Genomic DNA, 17,101 nt, shown 5'->3' with positions numbered 1-17,101 from the left:
AATGGGACTCCCGGCAAGGCAGTGCAGCGCAGAAGTCAGAGCTTTTCTCCTCCGGGCGGAAGGCTTGTTTGCTGTGTGCTGAGATCAAGGGATTTCCCGAGGTTCAATAGGTGTTTCCCTAATGGGAAGCGCGGCCGGGTAGATCCATAATGAGATTAATTGAATAGATTCGTACAAAGGAGTGTTCTGGACAGATGAAGAAGAAATTCGGCCTTAACTTTTTTAAGCCGGTGGAGAGCTATTCCGGGAACTGGTCCATTCTTGAAGAGAAAAATAGAGATTGGGAGAACATGTACCGCCAGCGCTGGTCTCACGATAAAGTAGTCCGCACCACCCATGGCGTGAACTGTACAGGCTCCTGCAGCTGGAAGGTGTTCGTGAAGAACGGGATTATCACCTGGGAGAACCAGCAGATCGATTACCCGTCCTGCGGACCGGATATGCCGGAGTTCGAGCCGCGCGGCTGTCCGCGCGGAGCTACCTTCTCCTGGTATGAATACAGCCCGCTGCGTGTGAAATATCCGTATGTCCGCGGGAAGCTGTGGCGGCTGTGGCAGAGCGCGCTCCAGGAGCATGACAATTATGTCGATGCCTGGGCCAGCATTGTGGAAGATCCTGAGAAGGCCAGCCAGTATAAGAAAGCGCGCGGCAAGGGCGGCCATGTCCGGGTAGCCTGGGATGATGCTTTGCGGCTGATCGCAGCGCAGCTGATCTATACGATCCGCAAATACGGACCGGACCGGATTGCCGGATTCACACCGATTCCGGCCATGTCGATGGTCAGCTACGCCTCAGGGGCGCGGTTTATCTCGCTGCTGGGCGGTCAAATGCTGAGCTTCTATGACTGGTATGCCGATCTGCCTCCGGCTTCGCCGCAGATCTGGGGCGAGCAGACGGATGTCCCGGAATCCTCGGACTGGTACAATGCCGGATACCTGATGATGTGGGGCTCGAACGTGCCGCTGACCCGGACGCCGGATGCCCACTTCATGACTGAAGTGCGCTACAAAGGCACGAAGGTCGTATCGGTTGCCCCGGATCTCGCCGAGAACGTGAAGTTCGCCGACAATTGGCTGGCTCCGAACCCCGGCTCGGACGCGGCGCTTGCCCAGGCGATGACGCATGTTATCCTGCAGGAGTTCTACCAGGAACGCCAGGAGCCCATGTTCCTGAATTATGCCAAGCAATATACGGATATGCCGTTCCTGATTCTGCTTGATCCGCATGAGGACAGCCTGAAGGGCGGACGCTTCCTGCGGGCCAGCGATCTGGGCGATGCTTCTCCGCACTCGGACTGGAAGCCGGTGATCTTCGATGAAGCAACTGGCGAGATGATCGTGCCGAACGGGACGATGGGCCAGCGCTGGGAGGAAGGCAAGAAGTGGAACCTGATTCTGGAGCGGGAGGACGGCAGCAAGGTGGAGCCGGCCCTGACGATCGAAGGTCACGGGGAAGAATGGACGGAGATCGTATTCCCGTACTTCGACAATGCCGGTAACGGCACCTTCAGCCGGATTATTCCGGCCCGGAAGGTGAAGCTTGCGGACGGCACGGAACGTTATATCGCCACCGTATACGACCTGATGATGAGCCAATACGGCATTAAGCGCAGAGACAGTCTGCTGAACGCTAAGGGGTATGAGGATGAATCCTCTCATTATACTCCGGCCTGGCAAGAGAAGATTACTACAGTAAAAGCAAGCGTCGTTGTGCAGATTGCCCGTGAGTTCGCCCAGAACTCCATTGATACAGGCGGACGCTCCATGATTATCATGGGCGCAGGCATCAACCACTGGTTCAACAGCGATACCATTTACCGTTCGATCCTGAACCTGGTGGTACTGACTGCATCCCAGGGCGTCAACGGGGGCGGCTGGGCACATTATGTCGGCCAGGAGAAATGCCGTCCGATTGAAGGCTGGTCCACGGTTGCCTTTGCCAAGGACTGGCAGGGTCCGGCGCGGCAGCAGAATGCAACCTCGTTCTTCTATTTCGCCACCGACCAGTGGCGTTATGAGGAGAGCGGCACCGATTCGCTGAAATCGCCGACCGGCGGGGATGTCGCTTACCAGCACCCGGCAGATTACAACGTACTTGCCGCGCGTCTGGGCTGGCTGCCGTCCTTCCCGCAATTCAACAAGAACAGCCTGCTGTTCGCCGAGGAAGCGGCGCAGCAAGGCAAGAAGACGAATGCCGAGATTATCAGCCACGCCGTTGAAGAGATTACTTCACGGAAGACGCGGTTTGCTGTGGAAGATCCCGGCGCACCGGAGAACTTCCCGCGTTCCCTGTTCATCTGGCGCTCGAACCTGATCTCCAGCTCCGCCAAGGGCCAGGAATACTTCATGAAGCATTTGCTCGGCGCATCGGACGGTCTGCTGGCCGAGCCGAATGAGGAGCAGAAGCCGGAGGAAATCGTCTGGCGGGAGGATGTAGAAGGCAAGCTGGATCTGATGGTCGCCCTGGATTTCCGGATGACCACTACACCGCTATATGCCGATGTTGTTCTGCCGGCCGCAACCTGGTATGAGAAGACCGATCTGTCGTCCACCGACATGCATCCGTTCGTCCATCCGTTCAATCCGGCCGTGAATCCGCTGTGGGAATCCCGGTCCGACTGGGATATCTACCGCCAGCTCTCGGAGGTATTCTCAGAAATGGCGAAATCGCAGCTGCCCGGCGTTTATAAGGATGTAGTGATGTCCCCGCTGGGCCATGACTCCATCAGCGAAATCTCACAGCCGATGGGTCTGGTCAAGGATTGGACCAAGGGCGAAGTGCCGGCTATTCCGGGTAAAACCATGCCGAACTTCACCATTGTTGAGCGGGATTACACGCAGATTCATCATAAATACAGCTCGCTCGGACCCAATCTGGCTACCGGCAAAGCAGGCGCACACGGCGTCAGCTTCTCGGTTGCTGAGGAATACGAAGAGCTGAAGAAGATCAGCGGTGTGCATTACGATGAAACGATCCGGCACGGACTGCCGAAGCTGCAGACGGCCCGTCAGGCCGCGGATGCTATTCTCCATCTGTCTTCCGCCACCAACGGCCGCGTCTCCCAGAAGGCCTATGAGTCCGCGGAGAAGGATCACGGGGTCGAGCTGCGGGATATTTCCGCAGACCGGGCCGCCGAGAAAATTACGTTCCAGAGCATTACTGCACAGCCGCGCGAGGTGATTCCGACACCGGTATTCAGCGGCTCGAATAAGCAAGGCCGCCGCTATTCACCGTTCACGACGAACATCGAACGTCTTGTTCCGTTCCGTACCCTGACCGGAAGACAGCATTTCTATATTGACCATGAGATCTTCCAGCAGTTCGGCGAAGCATTGCCGGTCTACAAGCCGACCCTGCCTCCAATGGTCTTCGGACCCCGTGACAAGGAAGTGAAGGGCGGGATGGATGCACTGGTTCTGAGATACCTGACACCGCACGGCAAGTGGAATATCCACTCGACCTACCAGGATAACCAGCACATGCTGACTCTGTTCCGGGGCGGTCCGACGGTGTGGATCAATAACGAGGACGCCGCGGCTCATGACATTGCGGACAACGACTGGCTTGAGGTCTACAACCGGAATGGTGTGGTCACTGCACGCGCCGTAGTCAGCCACCGGATGCCGAGAGGCACCATGTTCATGTACCACGCCCAGGATAAGCACATTCAAGTACCGGGCTCCGAGATTACGGATACGCGCGGCGGAAGCCACAATGCGCCAACCCGGATTCATCTGAAGCCTACCCAGATGGTCGGCGGATATGCACAGCTCAGCTACGGCTTCAACTACTACGGTCCGATCGGCAACCAGCGAGATGTCTACGTAGCCGTTCGCAAAATGAAGGAGGTCAACTGGCTTGAAAATTAAAGCGCAAGTTGCAATGGTAATGAATCTGGATAAATGCATCGGCTGCCACACCTGCAGCGTGACCTGTAAGACCACCTGGACGAACCGCAAGGGTGCGGAATATATGTGGTTCAACAACGTGGAGACGAAGCCGGGCATCGGCTATCCGAAGCGCTGGGAAGACCAGGAGCTGTACAAGGGCGGCTGGCAGCTGCGCAAGGGCCGGCTTGAGCTGAAATCCGGCAACAAGCTGTCGAAGATCGCGCTCGGCAAAATCTTCTACAACCCTGATATGCCGGAAATGAAGGACTACTATGAGCCGTGGACGTACAACTATGAGAACCTGACAAACGCCGGGGAGCAGAAGCATTCCCCGGTTGCCCGGGCCCACTCTGCTGTCACTGGCGAGAAGATGGATCTGGAATGGGGACCGAACTGGGAGGATGATCTGGCGGGTGCGCATGTGACCGGTCCCTTAGACCCGAACATTCAGAAGATCGAGGAAGAGATCAAGTTCAACTTCGAGAAATCCTTCATGATCTATCTGCCCCGTCTGTGCGAGCACTGTCTGAACCCGAGCTGCGTGGCTTCCTGCCCGTCCGGTGCGATGTACAAACGCGATGAGGACGGAATCGTTCTCGTGGATCAGGAAGCCTGCCGCGGCTGGAGATATTGCATGACCGGCTGTCCGTACAAGAAGGTGTACTTCAACTGGCAGACCAACAAGGCGGAGAAATGCACCTTCTGCTTCCCGCGTGTGGAGGCAGGCCTGCCAACGGTCTGTTCCGAGACCTGTACGGGCCGTATCCGCTACCTTGGCGTTCTGCTGTATGACGCCGACAAGGTGCTGGATGCCGCGTCCACCCCGGACGAGAAGGATCTGTACCAGGCCCAGTGCGATCTGTTCCTGAATCCGCATGATCCAGAGGTTAGAGCCCAGGCGAGACGGGATGGTATCTCTGAGGACTGGCTGGAGGCTGCGCAGAACTCACCGGTCTACAAGCTGGCGATTGAGCATAAGCTGGCCTTCCCGCTGCACCCGGAATACCGGACGCTGCCGATGGTATGGTATGTACCGCCTCTTAGCCCGATCATGAATTACTTTGAGGGCAAGGATTCCTTGAAGAACCCGGATATGATCTTCCCGGCCATCGAAGAAATGCGTACGCCTATTCAATATTTGGCGAATATGCTGACAGCTGGCGACACAGAGACGGTGAAGGAAGCCCTGCAGCGGATGGCGATGATGCGCTCTTACATGCGCGCCCAGTCTACCGGCCAGGAATTCGATCTTAGCCGACTGGACCGTGTCGGCATGACGGCGCAGCAGACGGAGGAGATGTACCGGCTGCTCGCGATTGCCAAATATGAAGACCGCTTCGTGATCCCGACCTCCCACAAGGAGCAGCACATGAACCCTTACCGTGCGCAGGGCGCCGCCGGCTACGGCAGCGACATGGGCGGACCCGGCTTTGGCTCCGGCTGTGACGGCTGCGGACCGGCCAGCCCTTCCGGCGACACCATGAAGACCGGCAAGGAGATGTATGAAGAGAATTTCTACGGGGGGATCTGGCGTGATTGATCTGAGCAAACTGCATCATTACAAGCAATCCTTCGGTTATTTCGCCCTGCAGCTCATGTACCCGGAGAAGCTGGATTTCCATCCGGCTTTTCTGGAAGAGGCATTTGACCCCGGCCACCCGGCATATTCCAATGTGCAGACCTACTGGAAGCTCATGCAGAGCTTCAGCCTGGAAGAGATTCAGGAGAACTATGCGGCTACGTTTGATTTTCAGAAGGACTGTGCGCTCTATATGACCTATTTCAAATTCGAGGATGCCAAGGAACGCGGGCAAATGCTCGCTAAGCTGAAGCTGCTGTACGAAATGTTCGGCCTCGAAATGCCGGAGAGTGAGCTGCCGGATTACTTGCCGCTGATGTGTGAGTTCATCTATGCGGCAGAGTGGCTGGATGTCCCTGGTGCGCCGGAGAACTTCCGGATGCTGATGGCGATTCTGGAGGATGGCTCGTATCATCTGGTGAAGGCGCTGGAGCAGCGGGAGAGTCCTTATTATCACCTGGTTAAAGGGTTGCGGGAAACCTTCAAAGCATGTGCGGAACAGGAGGCCCTAAGTCAATGAATATGATGGGTCAGTTTTTATGGGTTATTTTCCCTTATATGTGTATGGTCGTATTTATCGGCGGACATATTGCCCGCTACCGCAAGGATCAATTCAACTGGACAGCCAAATCCAGTGAATTCATTGAGAAAAAACAGCTGAAATTCGGCAGCATTCTGTTTCACCTCGGCATCATGCCGGTCATTCTGGGCCATATCGGCGGTCTAGCCGTTCCCAAGTCCTGGCTGGAAGCTGTCGGTGTCAGCGATCATATGTACCATATCGGTGCTGTATACATCGGGGGAATCTTCGGTGCGGCCACCCTGGCAGGGATGCTGATTCTGACCTCACGGCGCTTCACACTGAAGAATGTCCGCCGGCTCAGCAGCGCCTCTGATCTGATCGTCAACTCGCTCCTGCTGTTCATTGTGTTCATGGGGATGTACTCCACGATTGTCACGAATGCGGTACAGCCTGAGTTCGACTACCGGGATACCATCTCGGTGTGGTTCCGCGGCTTGTTCATGTTCCGCCCGGACCCTTCGCTGATGAGCGGAGTGCCGTTCTCCTTCAAGCTGCACATCCTGTCAGGGTTCGCGATCTTTGCCTTCTGGCCGTTCACCCGGCTGGTTCACGTATGGAGTGTTCCGTTGAATTATGTAGGCAGAAGTTATATCCTATACAGAAGAAATAAATCAAATTAACGGAAGAGAGCAGCGTGGACTTCTTTCCCTGTTCGATCCGAGGAGAGAAAGCGATGATGAATAAGGTGGATTACCAGACCCGGCTGGACCAGATCCGCGCGGCGCTGGGATATGACTTCATGTCGCTGGCGTTCGCCGAACCGGCGGAGTATGACTATGCGATCCGCTGGAAATACGCCTCAGGCAATATCAGTGACCGCTACAAACGGATTGTGCTGCAATCCGGCAGAGGGATTGCCGGCATCGTGTTCAAGACCGGCAAGCCGTTCCTGATCCCTTCGGTGAAGCTCATGGTGAAGCCCGACAGCCTGTTCAATTACCCCATCACCAAGATGGAGAATCTGAACAGCATCGGGGCGGTGCCGATGTGGAATGATGCCCGCGTGGCAGGTGTGCTTCTGGGCGGCTTCAGAGGGGACCGGCAGGTGACCGCTGAGATGCTGCGTGACCTGGAAGCGACGGCGCGGGGCGGCATTGGAGACTTGAACGGGAAGGAATTGTTGCTCAGTTGATGAACCCTGCTACGGATTTGCGCGGTGAGCTTATGACGAAGCTGTTCGAGAACAGCTCGGAGGCGATGTTCTTTTTTGACCGGCAAGGGAAAGCCCTGGCGATGAATCCGGCTGCCGAGACGATTGTCGACACGGATATTCTGAAGCAGCTGTATCAGGGGAATCCTGAAGCGCTCTGCGGGACCTGCCGGGGATATACCAGCGAGACGGAGCTGCGGACCTGCCTGAATTGTTATTTTCACACCCCGGACTCGGAGGAGTTCACCTCTTATCAGGTCTATCTGGAGACCAGGGACAAGGGGATTGTGCCTTATGCCGCGACCTTTCACACGATAGATGAAGAGAATGGAATCCGGATCTTTATGCTCAGGGATTTAACGAGACAGTTCAAGACGCAAGAGAAGTTCTACCAGAACAAGATGATGAAGCATATTATTGAAGCCCAGGAGAATGAACGCAAGCGGATCTCCCGTGAACTGCATGACAGCGTTGCGCAAGAGCTGATGAGTGCCGTGATTGATCTGCGTGTGCTGAAATATATGACAACCGATGACGGGCTGCTGAAAAAAGTGAAGCAAACCGAAGTGTCGATGACCCGTCTGCTGAGTGATATCCGCAACCTGTCGGTGGAGCTTAGGCCGGCTGCCCTGGATGATTTCGGTCTGGAGGCGGCTTTCCGCTCTCACTTCAAGCGGGTGGAGCAAACGTATGGCCTCGTGATTGAGTATGAATCCCGGCTGCCCGAGAAGCGGTACGGGAGTGAGATTGAGACGGTTATGTACCGGGTATGCCAGGAAGCGGTGCTGAATGCCTTGAAGTATGCCCAGGTAGACAGTGTCAAGGTCTCGCTCACCGAGAACGGCGGCATGCTGCAGCTTCTGGTTCAGGATGACGGTATCGGCTTCCAGCTGGGGGATGAGCCTACCGGAACCGGACTTGGCCTGTTCGGAATGCAGGAGCGGGCGGAGCTGGTGGGCGGAACCTTCAGTGTGGATTCAGAGACCGGCAAGGGGACCCGGATTATGCTGCAGGTTCCTGTATGATGGGCCCGAGGAAAGGAATGAGCTTCTGATGAAGATCGTCATTGCGGACGACCATGCAATCGTGCGCAGCGGATTCTCTATGATTCTTAATTTTCAGGATGATATTGAAGTGATCGGAGCAGCGGCGGACGGCAGAGAAGCCTACACCATGGTCGCCAAGCTCCGGCCGGATATCCTGATCATGGATTTAAGCATGCCTCCCGGAGAAAGCGGACTGACCGCGACCGGCAAGATTAAGGAGGATTATCCCGATACCCGAATTCTCATTCTGACGATGCATGACGATGATGAGTATCTCTTCCATGTCTTGAAGAACGGGGCCTCCGGGTATGTGCTCAAGAGTGCGCCGGATGAGGAGCTGTTGCTGGCGATCCGCACGATTTATGAAGGCGGTACTTATATTCATCCCAAGATGGCTACGTCGCTTGTCCGTGAGTTCATTAAGCAGGACAAGACCGGCGGGACCGAGGATCTGTTCGAGCTGCTGTCCAAGCGGGAGCTGGAGATTCTTCCGCTGATTGCCAAGGGCTACGGGAATAAGGAGATTGCCGAGAAGCTCTTTATTTCCGTTAAGACCGTGGAGGCCCACAAGGCCAAAATTATGGAGAAGCTTAACCTTAAAAGCCGGCCCGAGCTGGTCGAATACGCTTTGAGGAAAAAAATGCTGGATTTCTGACCGGCCACTGGAGGGTTAGCTGTATGCCGGAACGTACAAACCTTAAGTTTACGCTGCCCGCGATGCGCATCCTTGAGAATGAACACCGCTATTTATCTTTTCTGATGGAGGAATGGCATGCCATTGTCCTCTGGTTTGAGCAGGAGCAGATTACGCTGGAAGAGGCCAAGGCACAGCTTCAGAAGCTGCGTAAGGCAGTGCAGGAGTTCGACGTCCCGCTGAAGCGGCACACGGAGAAGGAAGAGACGTATTTCTTCCCGCTGCTGGGCCGGTATATCGGCTTCGACCAGGGACCGCTGGCAGGCATTCAGGAGGAGCACCGCGAGATTGACGGGTACATCGGGCATTTCCTGCATCACTCTGAGGGTGACATCAGCCAGATGACGCTCGCTGGAATCCGCTCAGCCGTGCGCGATGCGGGAGAAGCCTTCGAGGTGCTGACGGTCCATTTTGTCAAAGAAGAGACGGTCATCTTCCCGATGGGCGAGAACCAACTGAGTCCGAAGGACAAGGAACGTTTAAGTGAACAGTTAAATACGCTGATTACTTGACAAAAACAGGCCGCTCCATTCTAACTGGGGCGGCTTTTTGATACTTTTGTAATAGAAGAATTTATACTTTTTCAACAGAAGCTTCGGTCAGTGCTTACCCATCTGTGATTTCAACCTTAGGATGTGTTGTTCTGTGAGACCTGAAGCTTTAAGAATCACTGAGGTCTCTACTCCAAGCGCAAGAAGTTCAAGTACTATGGCCTCTGCTCTTTTTTGTTCACCCTTAGCAATTCCCTCCGCAATTCCCTCCGCAATTCCTTCCGCACGTCCTTCCGCACGTCCTTCTGCACGTCCTTCTGCACGTCCTTCCGCTTTAGCACCGTTCATCCGTGAAGCCTCATCACGCAAATACTTCATCCGGGCATCATACTCCATACGTGTAGCGGCGTCTTGGCTTAGAAATTCAAGTGTATCCATTGCTTTTTTTAACATGGGTTCATTCATGGTCAGCACCTCCCAGTTTGGTTGTTCAACACCCTTCAGGAATAATAACCAGTTGATTAAACCGCCTGTTAACGGTATGGTCTGCTCCTCGAGCTTTGTTAATTCCATCACATGAATCTCCAGGTCATTGTTCAGCGAAATCCCGGTATGATCTTCCCGAAGGCGAAACACATTATGATGGCGGTCATTCGGTAGGCAGGAGTAGTTCAATATATTAATCGTAACACACTTCTTCAATTGGCTGTAATCGTCGCCCTTTTGAATTTGGTGATAGTACATCTCACTCCAGTAAAAAAGTGTCCGCTTCTCCATATTGTAAGGATTGAACAATTGCATTTCGATGTTGATTCGCTTGCCCTCTGCCGTTTTCGCCTTGATGTCCAGTATGGACTGCTTTTCAGCCGGAGCATCTTTATCTGTGTAAGGATTCATTAATATGATCTCAGTTAACGGTGGTTCACCGGACTCCATAAAGGTACTGTTAAGAAAGGCTAAAAGCACATCTTTGTTGTTTTCGCTGCCGAATATTTTCTTGAAGATAAAGTCGTTCCTTGCATCGAGCAATTCCACTATTATCACTCCAATCTATTAGGCTTATTATATCATGGCAGAATTACGCGTTGAAGACAAAATCAGCCTTTTTGTTTAGTTTTAGGGTCCCCGCAAAGTAACTGAGTCATCACCTACGCTAAAGCCCCACTTTGTGGGGTTATTTTAGGGTTTACCCTGTCAGGGAAAGGGGACTCCCCTATATCTGAGCCGGGGAACGGCGGATACAATGAGTACAGGAAATATCGATAACAGGAAATCATCACAAGAAAAAACGGCGAAAAGGTGAAACGAATGATTAAAAAAATGCAATTGCCGCTGCAAACCTTAAACTTGATTACCGGATTCATGGTGTGGGTGATTATCTCCTCCTTGATGCCCTTTATCTCGGAGGATATCAGCATTCCTCCCGGGCGGCTGGCGATGGTCACGGCGATTCCGGTCGTGCTTGGCTCGATTCTGAGAATTCCGCTGGGCTACTATGCGAATATTCTGGGGGCGCGGATTATTTTTATGTCCAGCTTCGTGCTGCTGCTGTTCCCGGTCTACTTCATCAGTGTGGCTTCAACCGTAACCCATCTGATTATCGGCGGCCTGTTCCTGGGTGTCGGCGGCGCGGTCTTCTCTGTAGGGGTAACCTCTTTGCCGAAGTACTATCCGAAGGAGAAGCACGGTCTGGTTAACGGTATCTATGGAATCGGGAATCTGGGCACAGCGGTTACAACCTTCTCGGCGCCTATCCTGGCAGCACAGTTCGGTTGGGCCAACGCAGTCAAAATGTATCTGATTCTGCTGCTCGTCTTCATCGTTCTTAACTTCTTCTTCGGGGACCGTCAGGAGCCTAAGCTCCGCACTCCGATTATTGAACAAATCAAGGGCGTGTCCAGGAACGAGAAGCTGTGGCTGTTCTCACTGTTCTATTTCATTACCTTTGGCTCATTTGTAGCCTTTACCATTTATCTGCCGAATTTTCTGGTATCCAGTTTTGGTCTGGAAAAAGTCGACGCCGGGATGCGAACCGCCGGCTTCATCGCAGTAGCGACCTTCTTCCGTCCGATCGGCGGCTGGCTTGCTGACAAGTTCCAGCCTTTGTTCTTTCTTATCTTCACCTTCAGTGTATACACGGTGGCTGCCATTATTCTGGCCTTCATGCCTGACATGGGCCTGTATACAGCAGGCTGCCTGGCGATTGCGGTAAGTGCCGGAATCGGCAACGGTGTTATTTTCAAGCTGGTGCCGTTGTACTTCAATAAGCAGGCGGGGATTGCCAACGGGATCGTATCAATGATGGGCGGTCTGGGCGGATTCTTCCCTCCGATTATGCTATCTGTGATTCATGCGGCAACCGGACAATATTCCATCGGCTTCATGCTGCTGTCCCAGGTGGCGCTGGCCAGTCTGGTGCTCGTGGTATGGCTGTACTTTCAGGACCGCCTTGCCCTCACCTCTGAGGTGTTCAATTCGACCGGCCAGGGGATTCTGGTTACGGATGTGTCCGGCCACATCAAGACAGTCAATCCGGCGTTCACGAAGCTTACCGGCTATACCGAAGAAGAGGTGCTTGGCAAACAGCCAAGCCTGCTGAAATCCGGCCGCCAGCCGAAGGACTTTTACCGTGTGATGTGGGGTGAGGTCAAGGCAAAGGGCATGTGGCAGGGAGAGATCTGGAACAAGCGCAAGAATGGAGAAGAGTACCTGCAGTGGCTGAATATCAGCGCTGTGAAGGATGAGACTGGTGAAGATGTCCGGTATGTAGGCACCTTCAGCGATATTACGCAGAAATAAACGGATGTACGGATATTCAGTCCGGCACCCGGTAAGGAGCAGATGAAGGTGGAGAAGACCAGAACTCCGGTTACTGTAGCGGAAGCTGTGCAGCGGGTAACCGGGAGAGTATGCCGCACAGGTACGGAGACTGTTCCGCTTCATGCAAGCTATGGACGTATTCTGGCCGGGCCGCTTACTGCAACCCATGATGTACCGCATTTCACCCGTTCCCCGTATGACGGCTATGCCATCGCTTCCCGGGATTCGGCCGGTGCTTCCGGCAGCAACCGGGTCAGCTTCACCGTGGTGGATCACATCGGCGCAGGGGAAGTGTCGCAGGCTGTAATCGGCACTGGCGAAGCGGTACGGCTGATGACAGGAGCGGCGCTGCCTGCCGGGGCAGATGCGGTAGTTATGTTTGAACAAGCCGTCTCAGAGGGACAGACGTTTACGATCCGCAAGGTGTTTGCACCACAGGAGAATCTGTCCCTGCAAGGGGAGGATATGCTAGCGGGTGAGACAGTCATTCCGGCCGGCAGCTTCATTCATCCCGGGGTTGTGGCGCTGCTGGCTACCTTCGGCTACGGGGAGGTTAAGACAGGGAAGCGGCCGGTGGTGGGGATTCTGTCTACAGGCACCGAGCTGCTGGCAGTGGCAGACCCGCTCGTACTTGGCAAAATCCGTAACAGCAACGGGCCGATGATTGCCGCCCAGCTCGCCCGGATGGGTATCCCGTACCGGATCTATGATACGGCAGCGGACCGGCTGGAGGAATGCCTGCAGACCGTCCGTCAGGCACTCGCTGAGACCGACTGTCTGATCACAACGGGCGGAGTGTCCGTGGGCGATTATGACTATTTGCCGGAGATCTACAAGCGCCTTGGAGCCGATATATTGTTCAACAAGGTAGCGATGCGTCCCGGCAGTGTGACTACAGTGGCTGTGGCCGGAGACCAATTCTTGTTCGGACTGTCAGGCAATCCGTCGGCTTGCTTCACCGGCTTCGAGCTGTTCGTAAGACCTGCCCTGCTTAAGATGATGGGGACGGACCATCTGTATCTGCCGCGTACCACAGCCGTGCTGGCGGAGGATTTCGCCAAGGCGAACCCGTTCACCCGGTTCGTCCGGGCGGTATATGACGGCACTACGGTACGGCCTGCCGGCTTCAATAAATCGAATGCTGTTTCGTCCATCGCACGCGGCAATTCCCTGATAGTACTGCCTGGCGGAACAAGAGGCTTCGCCGCAGGGGATAAGGTGGATGTCCTGCTGCTCGGGGTGGAAGAGGGCATGAATGATTGGGTATTGTAAGGCCAAGAGTACGGGAAGGGAGATAGACGCACATGAATCATCATCCACTGCAAGATCAGCTGCGGCGGCCTATCCATGATTTGCGGATTTCGGTCACGGACCGGTGTAATTTCCGCTGCTCCTACTGCATGCCGAAGGAGATATTTGGTGACGACTACGCTTTTCTTCCATCCGGTGAGCTGCTTACCTTCGAAGAGATCGGCCGGCTGGCGAAGCTGTTCGTATCGCTTGGCGTAAGCAAAATCCGCCTGACCGGAGGCGAACCGCTGATGCGCCGCCATCTGCCGGAGCTGGTTACCAAGATCTCCGCCATTCCCGGTGTAGAGGATATGGGACTTACGACGAACGGAGTCCTGCTGGGCGGACAGGCAGCGCCGCTGTATGCTGCGGGCCTGCGCAGGCTGAATGTCAGCCTGGATGCGCTGGAGCCGGAGCTGTTCGGCAGAATGAACGGGCGCGGCTTCAGGCCGGGAATGATTCTGGACGCTATAGATCAAGCGGCGGGCGCCGGGTTCGAGGTCAAGGTGAATATGGTTGTTCAGCGGGGCGTGAACGAATCCGAGATTCTTCCGATGGCCGCCTACTTCAAGAAGCGGAAGATCATGCTGCGCTTCATCGAGTTCATGGATGTCGGCAATGATAACGGCTGGAGCTATGATAAGGTCGTCACCAAGCAAGAAATCCTGCAGCAGCTGCAAAGCGTCTATACGCTGGAAGCTCTTGAGCAGAATTACAGCGGAGAGGTCGCGCAGCGCTACGGCTATCTTGGGAGTACGGCCCAGGTCGGCTTCATCACTTCTGTGTCGGAATCGTTCTGTTCCGCCTGTTCGCGTGCCCGGCTGTCTTCTGACGGGAAGCTGTATACCTGCCTGTTTGCCTCCAAGGGCTTTGACCTTAGGGCCATGCTGCGCGGAGGGGCTGGCGATGAGGAGCTGCTGGCAGCAATTAAGCAGGTATGGGAGCAGCGAAGCGACCGTTATTCCGATGAGCGGACGGAAGAGAGCCGTAGAAGCAAGGCCAAGATTGGCATGTCCTATATTGGCGGATAAATTATCTAGATGACAGGAGACGAAGGGGAATCATGAACGGAGCAGAGCTGTTGATTGAGATGCTGATCGCCAAAAAGGTGGAGACCCTGTTCGGCTACCCCGGCGGTGCCGTATTGCCACTATATGATGCGCTGTACGGCAATAACCGGATTCAGCATGTGCTGGTCCGGCACGAGCAGGCTGCGGTTCATGCCGCAGACGGATACGCCAGAGCCACAGGGCGTCCGGGAGTAGCGCTGGTTACCAGCGGTCCCGGGGCCACCAATGCGGTAACCGGAATTGCAACAGCGTTCATGGATTCGGTGCCGCTGATCGTGCTTACCGGCCAGGTGGCCACCGATCTTATAGGATTGGACAGCTTCCAGGAAGTAGATATCTACGGAATGACGATGCCAGTGACCAAGCATAATTATATCGTCAGAGAGATTGCCGAGCTGTCCAGAATTGTGAATGAAGCATTCCATATAGCAACGAGCGGCAGGCCCGGTCCGGTTCTGATTGATCTGCCGAAGAATGTGATAAATGCGGAGTACACGATAGAGAACGGGGCGGCCGCAGATGGCGCTCTCCCTAGAATCAGGGGCTATCAGCCGGATCACCCCATTGACCCGGCGGTTCTGGAGCTTGCCGCCGAACGCCTGAGCGGAGCGAAGCGTCCGCTGATTCTGGCCGGCGGCGGCTGTATCCAGGGAGAGACGCCAGCGCTCTTAAGAGCATTCGCGGAGCGGCATCACCTTCCTGTGGCCAGTACGCTGATGGGGCTTGGCGCTTTTCCTTCGGGACATTACCTGCACCTGGGCATGGTTGGAATGCATGGATCGGTGGCGGCTAACCGCGCCCTGCAGAGCGCTGACGTAGTGCTGTGTCTCGGTGTGCGCTTCAGTGACCGGGTGACCGGCAAGCGGAAGGCCTTCTCCCCGGGATCCTACAAAATCCAGGTTGATCTGGACCCCTCCGAACTGAACAAGAACATCCCCGTTGACCTGGCAGTGACCGGTTCTTGCGGAGAACTGCTTAAAGGCATAGAGGAACAGGTACATCCAGTAGAGGATCCGGCCTGGGAGGAGCAGATCGCGCTCTGGCGCAAACGCAAGGCGAAGGTAAGCCGTGAGCCGAATCCGAAGCTAAGCCCGCAAGAGGTGATCCGCTGCCTGCAAAAGGCTACAGCAGGCGATGCCATCATCGCCACGGATGTCGGCCAACACCAGATATGGACAGCCACGCATTATGAATTCACAGAAGCCCGCTCCTTCTTAACCTCCGGCGGGCTGGGAACGATGGGGTACGGCCTGCCTGCTGCGATTGGGGCGGCCGTTGCTTTTCCTGAGCGCGATGTGGTGTGCATTACAGGGGACGGAAGCTTCCAGATGAATATGCAGGAGATTATGACCGCCGTGGATCACGGCCTGAATGTCAAGGTGGCAATCTTCAAGAACGGGTATTTGGGGATGGTACGGCAATGGCAGCAGCTGTTTCTGGGACGGCGTTATTCCTCGGTGCGGATCAGCTCGCCGGATTTCGTGGCCTTAGCCAAGTCCTTCGGCGCCCACGGGTTCCGGGCACGCACGCTGGCTGAAGCGGAGCAGATCATTGAACAGGCACTGCATACAGAAGGGCTGGTCGTGATGGAATTTGATATCACCGAGGAGGATAATGTCTATCCTATTGTGCCGCCGGGCTCAAGCAATCAGGATATGATCGTAGAATAGGCTGGCAGACCTGAAGGAAGCTCCTCTCGCGCGGATTGGCGAAGGAGCTTTCTGGTTTTTGTCCAAATAAGCATGGTGATTCCCCTAGAAATACAGCACCAGCACAGACACATATAACATGACGGAGAAGCCGATCTCAATGATTCCCGTACGTTTGGCGGTAATTCCTGTCCTCGGCAGAATGGCTGCCCGCAGCAGCAGAACCAGCAGCGGGACCAGCAGCGAAGGAAACAGGAACAGTCCGGCTGCCGCGAACAGCAGATGATAGGCCACGGACCCGTAATAGAAGCGGAGATTGTTCCGCTCACGGATGACGGTTTTGACATAGAAGGCAGTTCCGGTGAAGTATAGCACCGCCAGCACGAACAGCTCATTCACGGCTCTCCAGCTCTCCCCCTGCCCCACATAGAAGACCGGATAAATCACCAGGCAGAACGCCACAATAGCCGAGATGTCATTAAGCAAGGCGCGTTCATTCCGGGTCCTGGCATAATAGAGGTTGACGGCGAATAACGGCAGAAGCAGCAGCGCGAACCCCAGCAGCACCGGCTGGACAATCACCAGATAGAGGGCGAACGGAAGCAGCAGAAGCCCGTATAACCTGAGCGGCTGGGCATAACGTGCGAACTTCCGGGTCTTCACCCCCTGCAAGAGCGGGAAGCTGAACAGATAGATCAGCAGCCAGCAGACAAACAGCGGAATATGTATGAACTGCCCCTTGGAAGCGGCAACGCCCAGCAGAAAAGGGAGAACAAGCATCGCCCAGGCGCCGTGCTGGTTGGGGATGTATTTTTTCATGCAGCAATAGACCTCCTTCG

Annotated in this window: 14 protein-coding genes; 12 read left to right on the top strand and 2 right to left on the bottom strand. The window is 55.1% G+C overall.

The features are described from left to right. Positions 1-194: 194 nt before the first annotated feature. Genes NSU18_RS11945 through NSU18_RS11910 form a run of 8 tightly spaced genes read left to right on the top strand, consistent with a single transcriptional unit; the run spans position 195 to position 9,454 of the window. Positions 195-3,869, top strand: coding sequence for a nitrate reductase subunit alpha (locus NSU18_RS11945; protein ID WP_341019540.1), 3,675 nt, complete (start codon positions 195-197; stop codon positions 3,867-3,869). Further along, the gene (narH, locus tag NSU18_RS11940; protein WP_341019542.1) at positions 3,859-5,430 is read left to right on the top strand and encodes a nitrate reductase subunit beta; all 1,572 of its coding nucleotides are present in this window, start codon (positions 3,859-3,861) and stop codon (positions 5,428-5,430) included. Before NSU18_RS11945 ends, narH begins: the two co-directional genes overlap by 11 nt. Continuing rightward, complete coding sequence (narJ, locus tag NSU18_RS11935) at positions 5,423-5,989, top strand: nitrate reductase molybdenum cofactor assembly chaperone (protein ID WP_341019544.1); 567 nt, start codon at positions 5,423-5,425, stop codon at positions 5,987-5,989. Before narH ends, narJ begins: the two co-directional genes overlap by 8 nt. After that, the gene (narI, locus tag NSU18_RS11930) at positions 5,986-6,672 is read left to right on the top strand and encodes a respiratory nitrate reductase subunit gamma (protein WP_209875083.1); all 687 of its coding nucleotides are present in this window, start codon (positions 5,986-5,988) and stop codon (positions 6,670-6,672) included. Before narJ ends, narI begins: the two co-directional genes overlap by 4 nt. A gap of 53 nt (positions 6,673-6,725) precedes the next feature. Continuing rightward, positions 6,726-7,184, top strand: a complete 459-nt coding sequence (locus NSU18_RS11925) for a GAF domain-containing protein (protein ID WP_341019547.1) — start codon at positions 6,726-6,728, stop codon at positions 7,182-7,184. Further along, positions 7,184-8,227: a sensor histidine kinase gene (locus NSU18_RS11920; RefSeq protein WP_341019548.1), complete on the top strand. Its 1,044-nt coding sequence runs from the start codon at positions 7,184-7,186 to the stop codon at positions 8,225-8,227. The genes NSU18_RS11925 and NSU18_RS11920 overlap by 1 nt, the downstream gene beginning before the upstream one ends. 28 nt (positions 8,228-8,255) lie before the next feature. Next, the gene (locus NSU18_RS11915; RefSeq protein ID WP_036691001.1) at positions 8,256-8,903 is read left to right on the top strand and encodes a response regulator transcription factor; all 648 of its coding nucleotides are present in this window, start codon (positions 8,256-8,258) and stop codon (positions 8,901-8,903) included. Between the two features lie 23 nt (positions 8,904-8,926). Further along, positions 8,927-9,454 carry a hemerythrin domain-containing protein gene (locus tag NSU18_RS11910; RefSeq protein WP_341019549.1) on the top strand — a complete coding sequence of 176 codons (528 nt, stop codon included), beginning with the start codon at positions 8,927-8,929 and terminating at the stop codon, positions 9,452-9,454. Positions 9,455-9,541: 87 nt separating this feature from the next. On the opposite strand, the gene NSU18_RS11905 is transcribed toward NSU18_RS11910, so the two are convergent. Continuing rightward, on the bottom strand, positions 9,542-10,471 hold the full coding sequence (locus NSU18_RS11905; RefSeq protein ID WP_341151031.1) for an Rpn family recombination-promoting nuclease/putative transposase: 930 nt from the start codon (positions 10,469-10,471) through the stop codon (positions 9,542-9,544). Positions 10,472-10,741: 270 nt separating this feature from the next. Between NSU18_RS11905 and NSU18_RS11900 the strand changes: the two genes are divergently transcribed. The 4 genes from NSU18_RS11900 to ilvB are packed head-to-tail and all read left to right on the top strand — an operon-like array spanning position 10,742 to position 16,283. Further along, positions 10,742-12,232: a nitrate/nitrite transporter gene (locus NSU18_RS11900; RefSeq protein ID WP_341149097.1), complete on the top strand. Its 1,491-nt coding sequence runs from the start codon at positions 10,742-10,744 to the stop codon at positions 12,230-12,232. 42 nt (positions 12,233-12,274) lie between these two features. After that, a complete protein-coding gene (locus tag NSU18_RS11895; RefSeq protein WP_341019552.1) occupies positions 12,275-13,525 on the top strand; it encodes a molybdopterin molybdotransferase MoeA in 1,251 nt (416 codons plus the stop codon). Positions 13,526-13,557: 32 nt separating this feature from the next. Continuing rightward, entirely contained in the window at positions 13,558-14,574 is a 1,017-nt protein-coding gene (moaA, locus tag NSU18_RS11890) for a GTP 3',8-cyclase MoaA (RefSeq protein WP_341019554.1), read from the top strand. A 32-nt stretch (positions 14,575-14,606) separates the two neighbouring features. Beyond that, positions 14,607-16,283: a biosynthetic-type acetolactate synthase large subunit gene (ilvB, locus tag NSU18_RS11885; RefSeq protein WP_341149096.1), complete on the top strand. Its 1,677-nt coding sequence runs from the start codon at positions 14,607-14,609 to the stop codon at positions 16,281-16,283. Positions 16,284-16,367: 84 nt separating this feature from the next. Here the strand turns inward: ilvB and NSU18_RS11880 are convergent, their stop codons facing one another. Continuing rightward, entirely contained in the window at positions 16,368-17,081 is a 714-nt protein-coding gene (locus NSU18_RS11880; RefSeq protein WP_341019557.1) for a YwiC-like family protein, read from the bottom strand. Between the last annotated feature and the right edge of the window lie 20 nt (positions 17,082-17,101).

Source organism: Paenibacillus sp. FSL H8-0048 (assembly GCF_038002825.1).
Lineage (GTDB): Bacteria > Bacillota > Bacilli > Paenibacillales > Paenibacillaceae > Paenibacillus_AQ.
The sequence above is the reverse complement of the archived record's forward strand: the minus strand, read 5'-3'. Positions and strand labels throughout refer to the sequence as shown.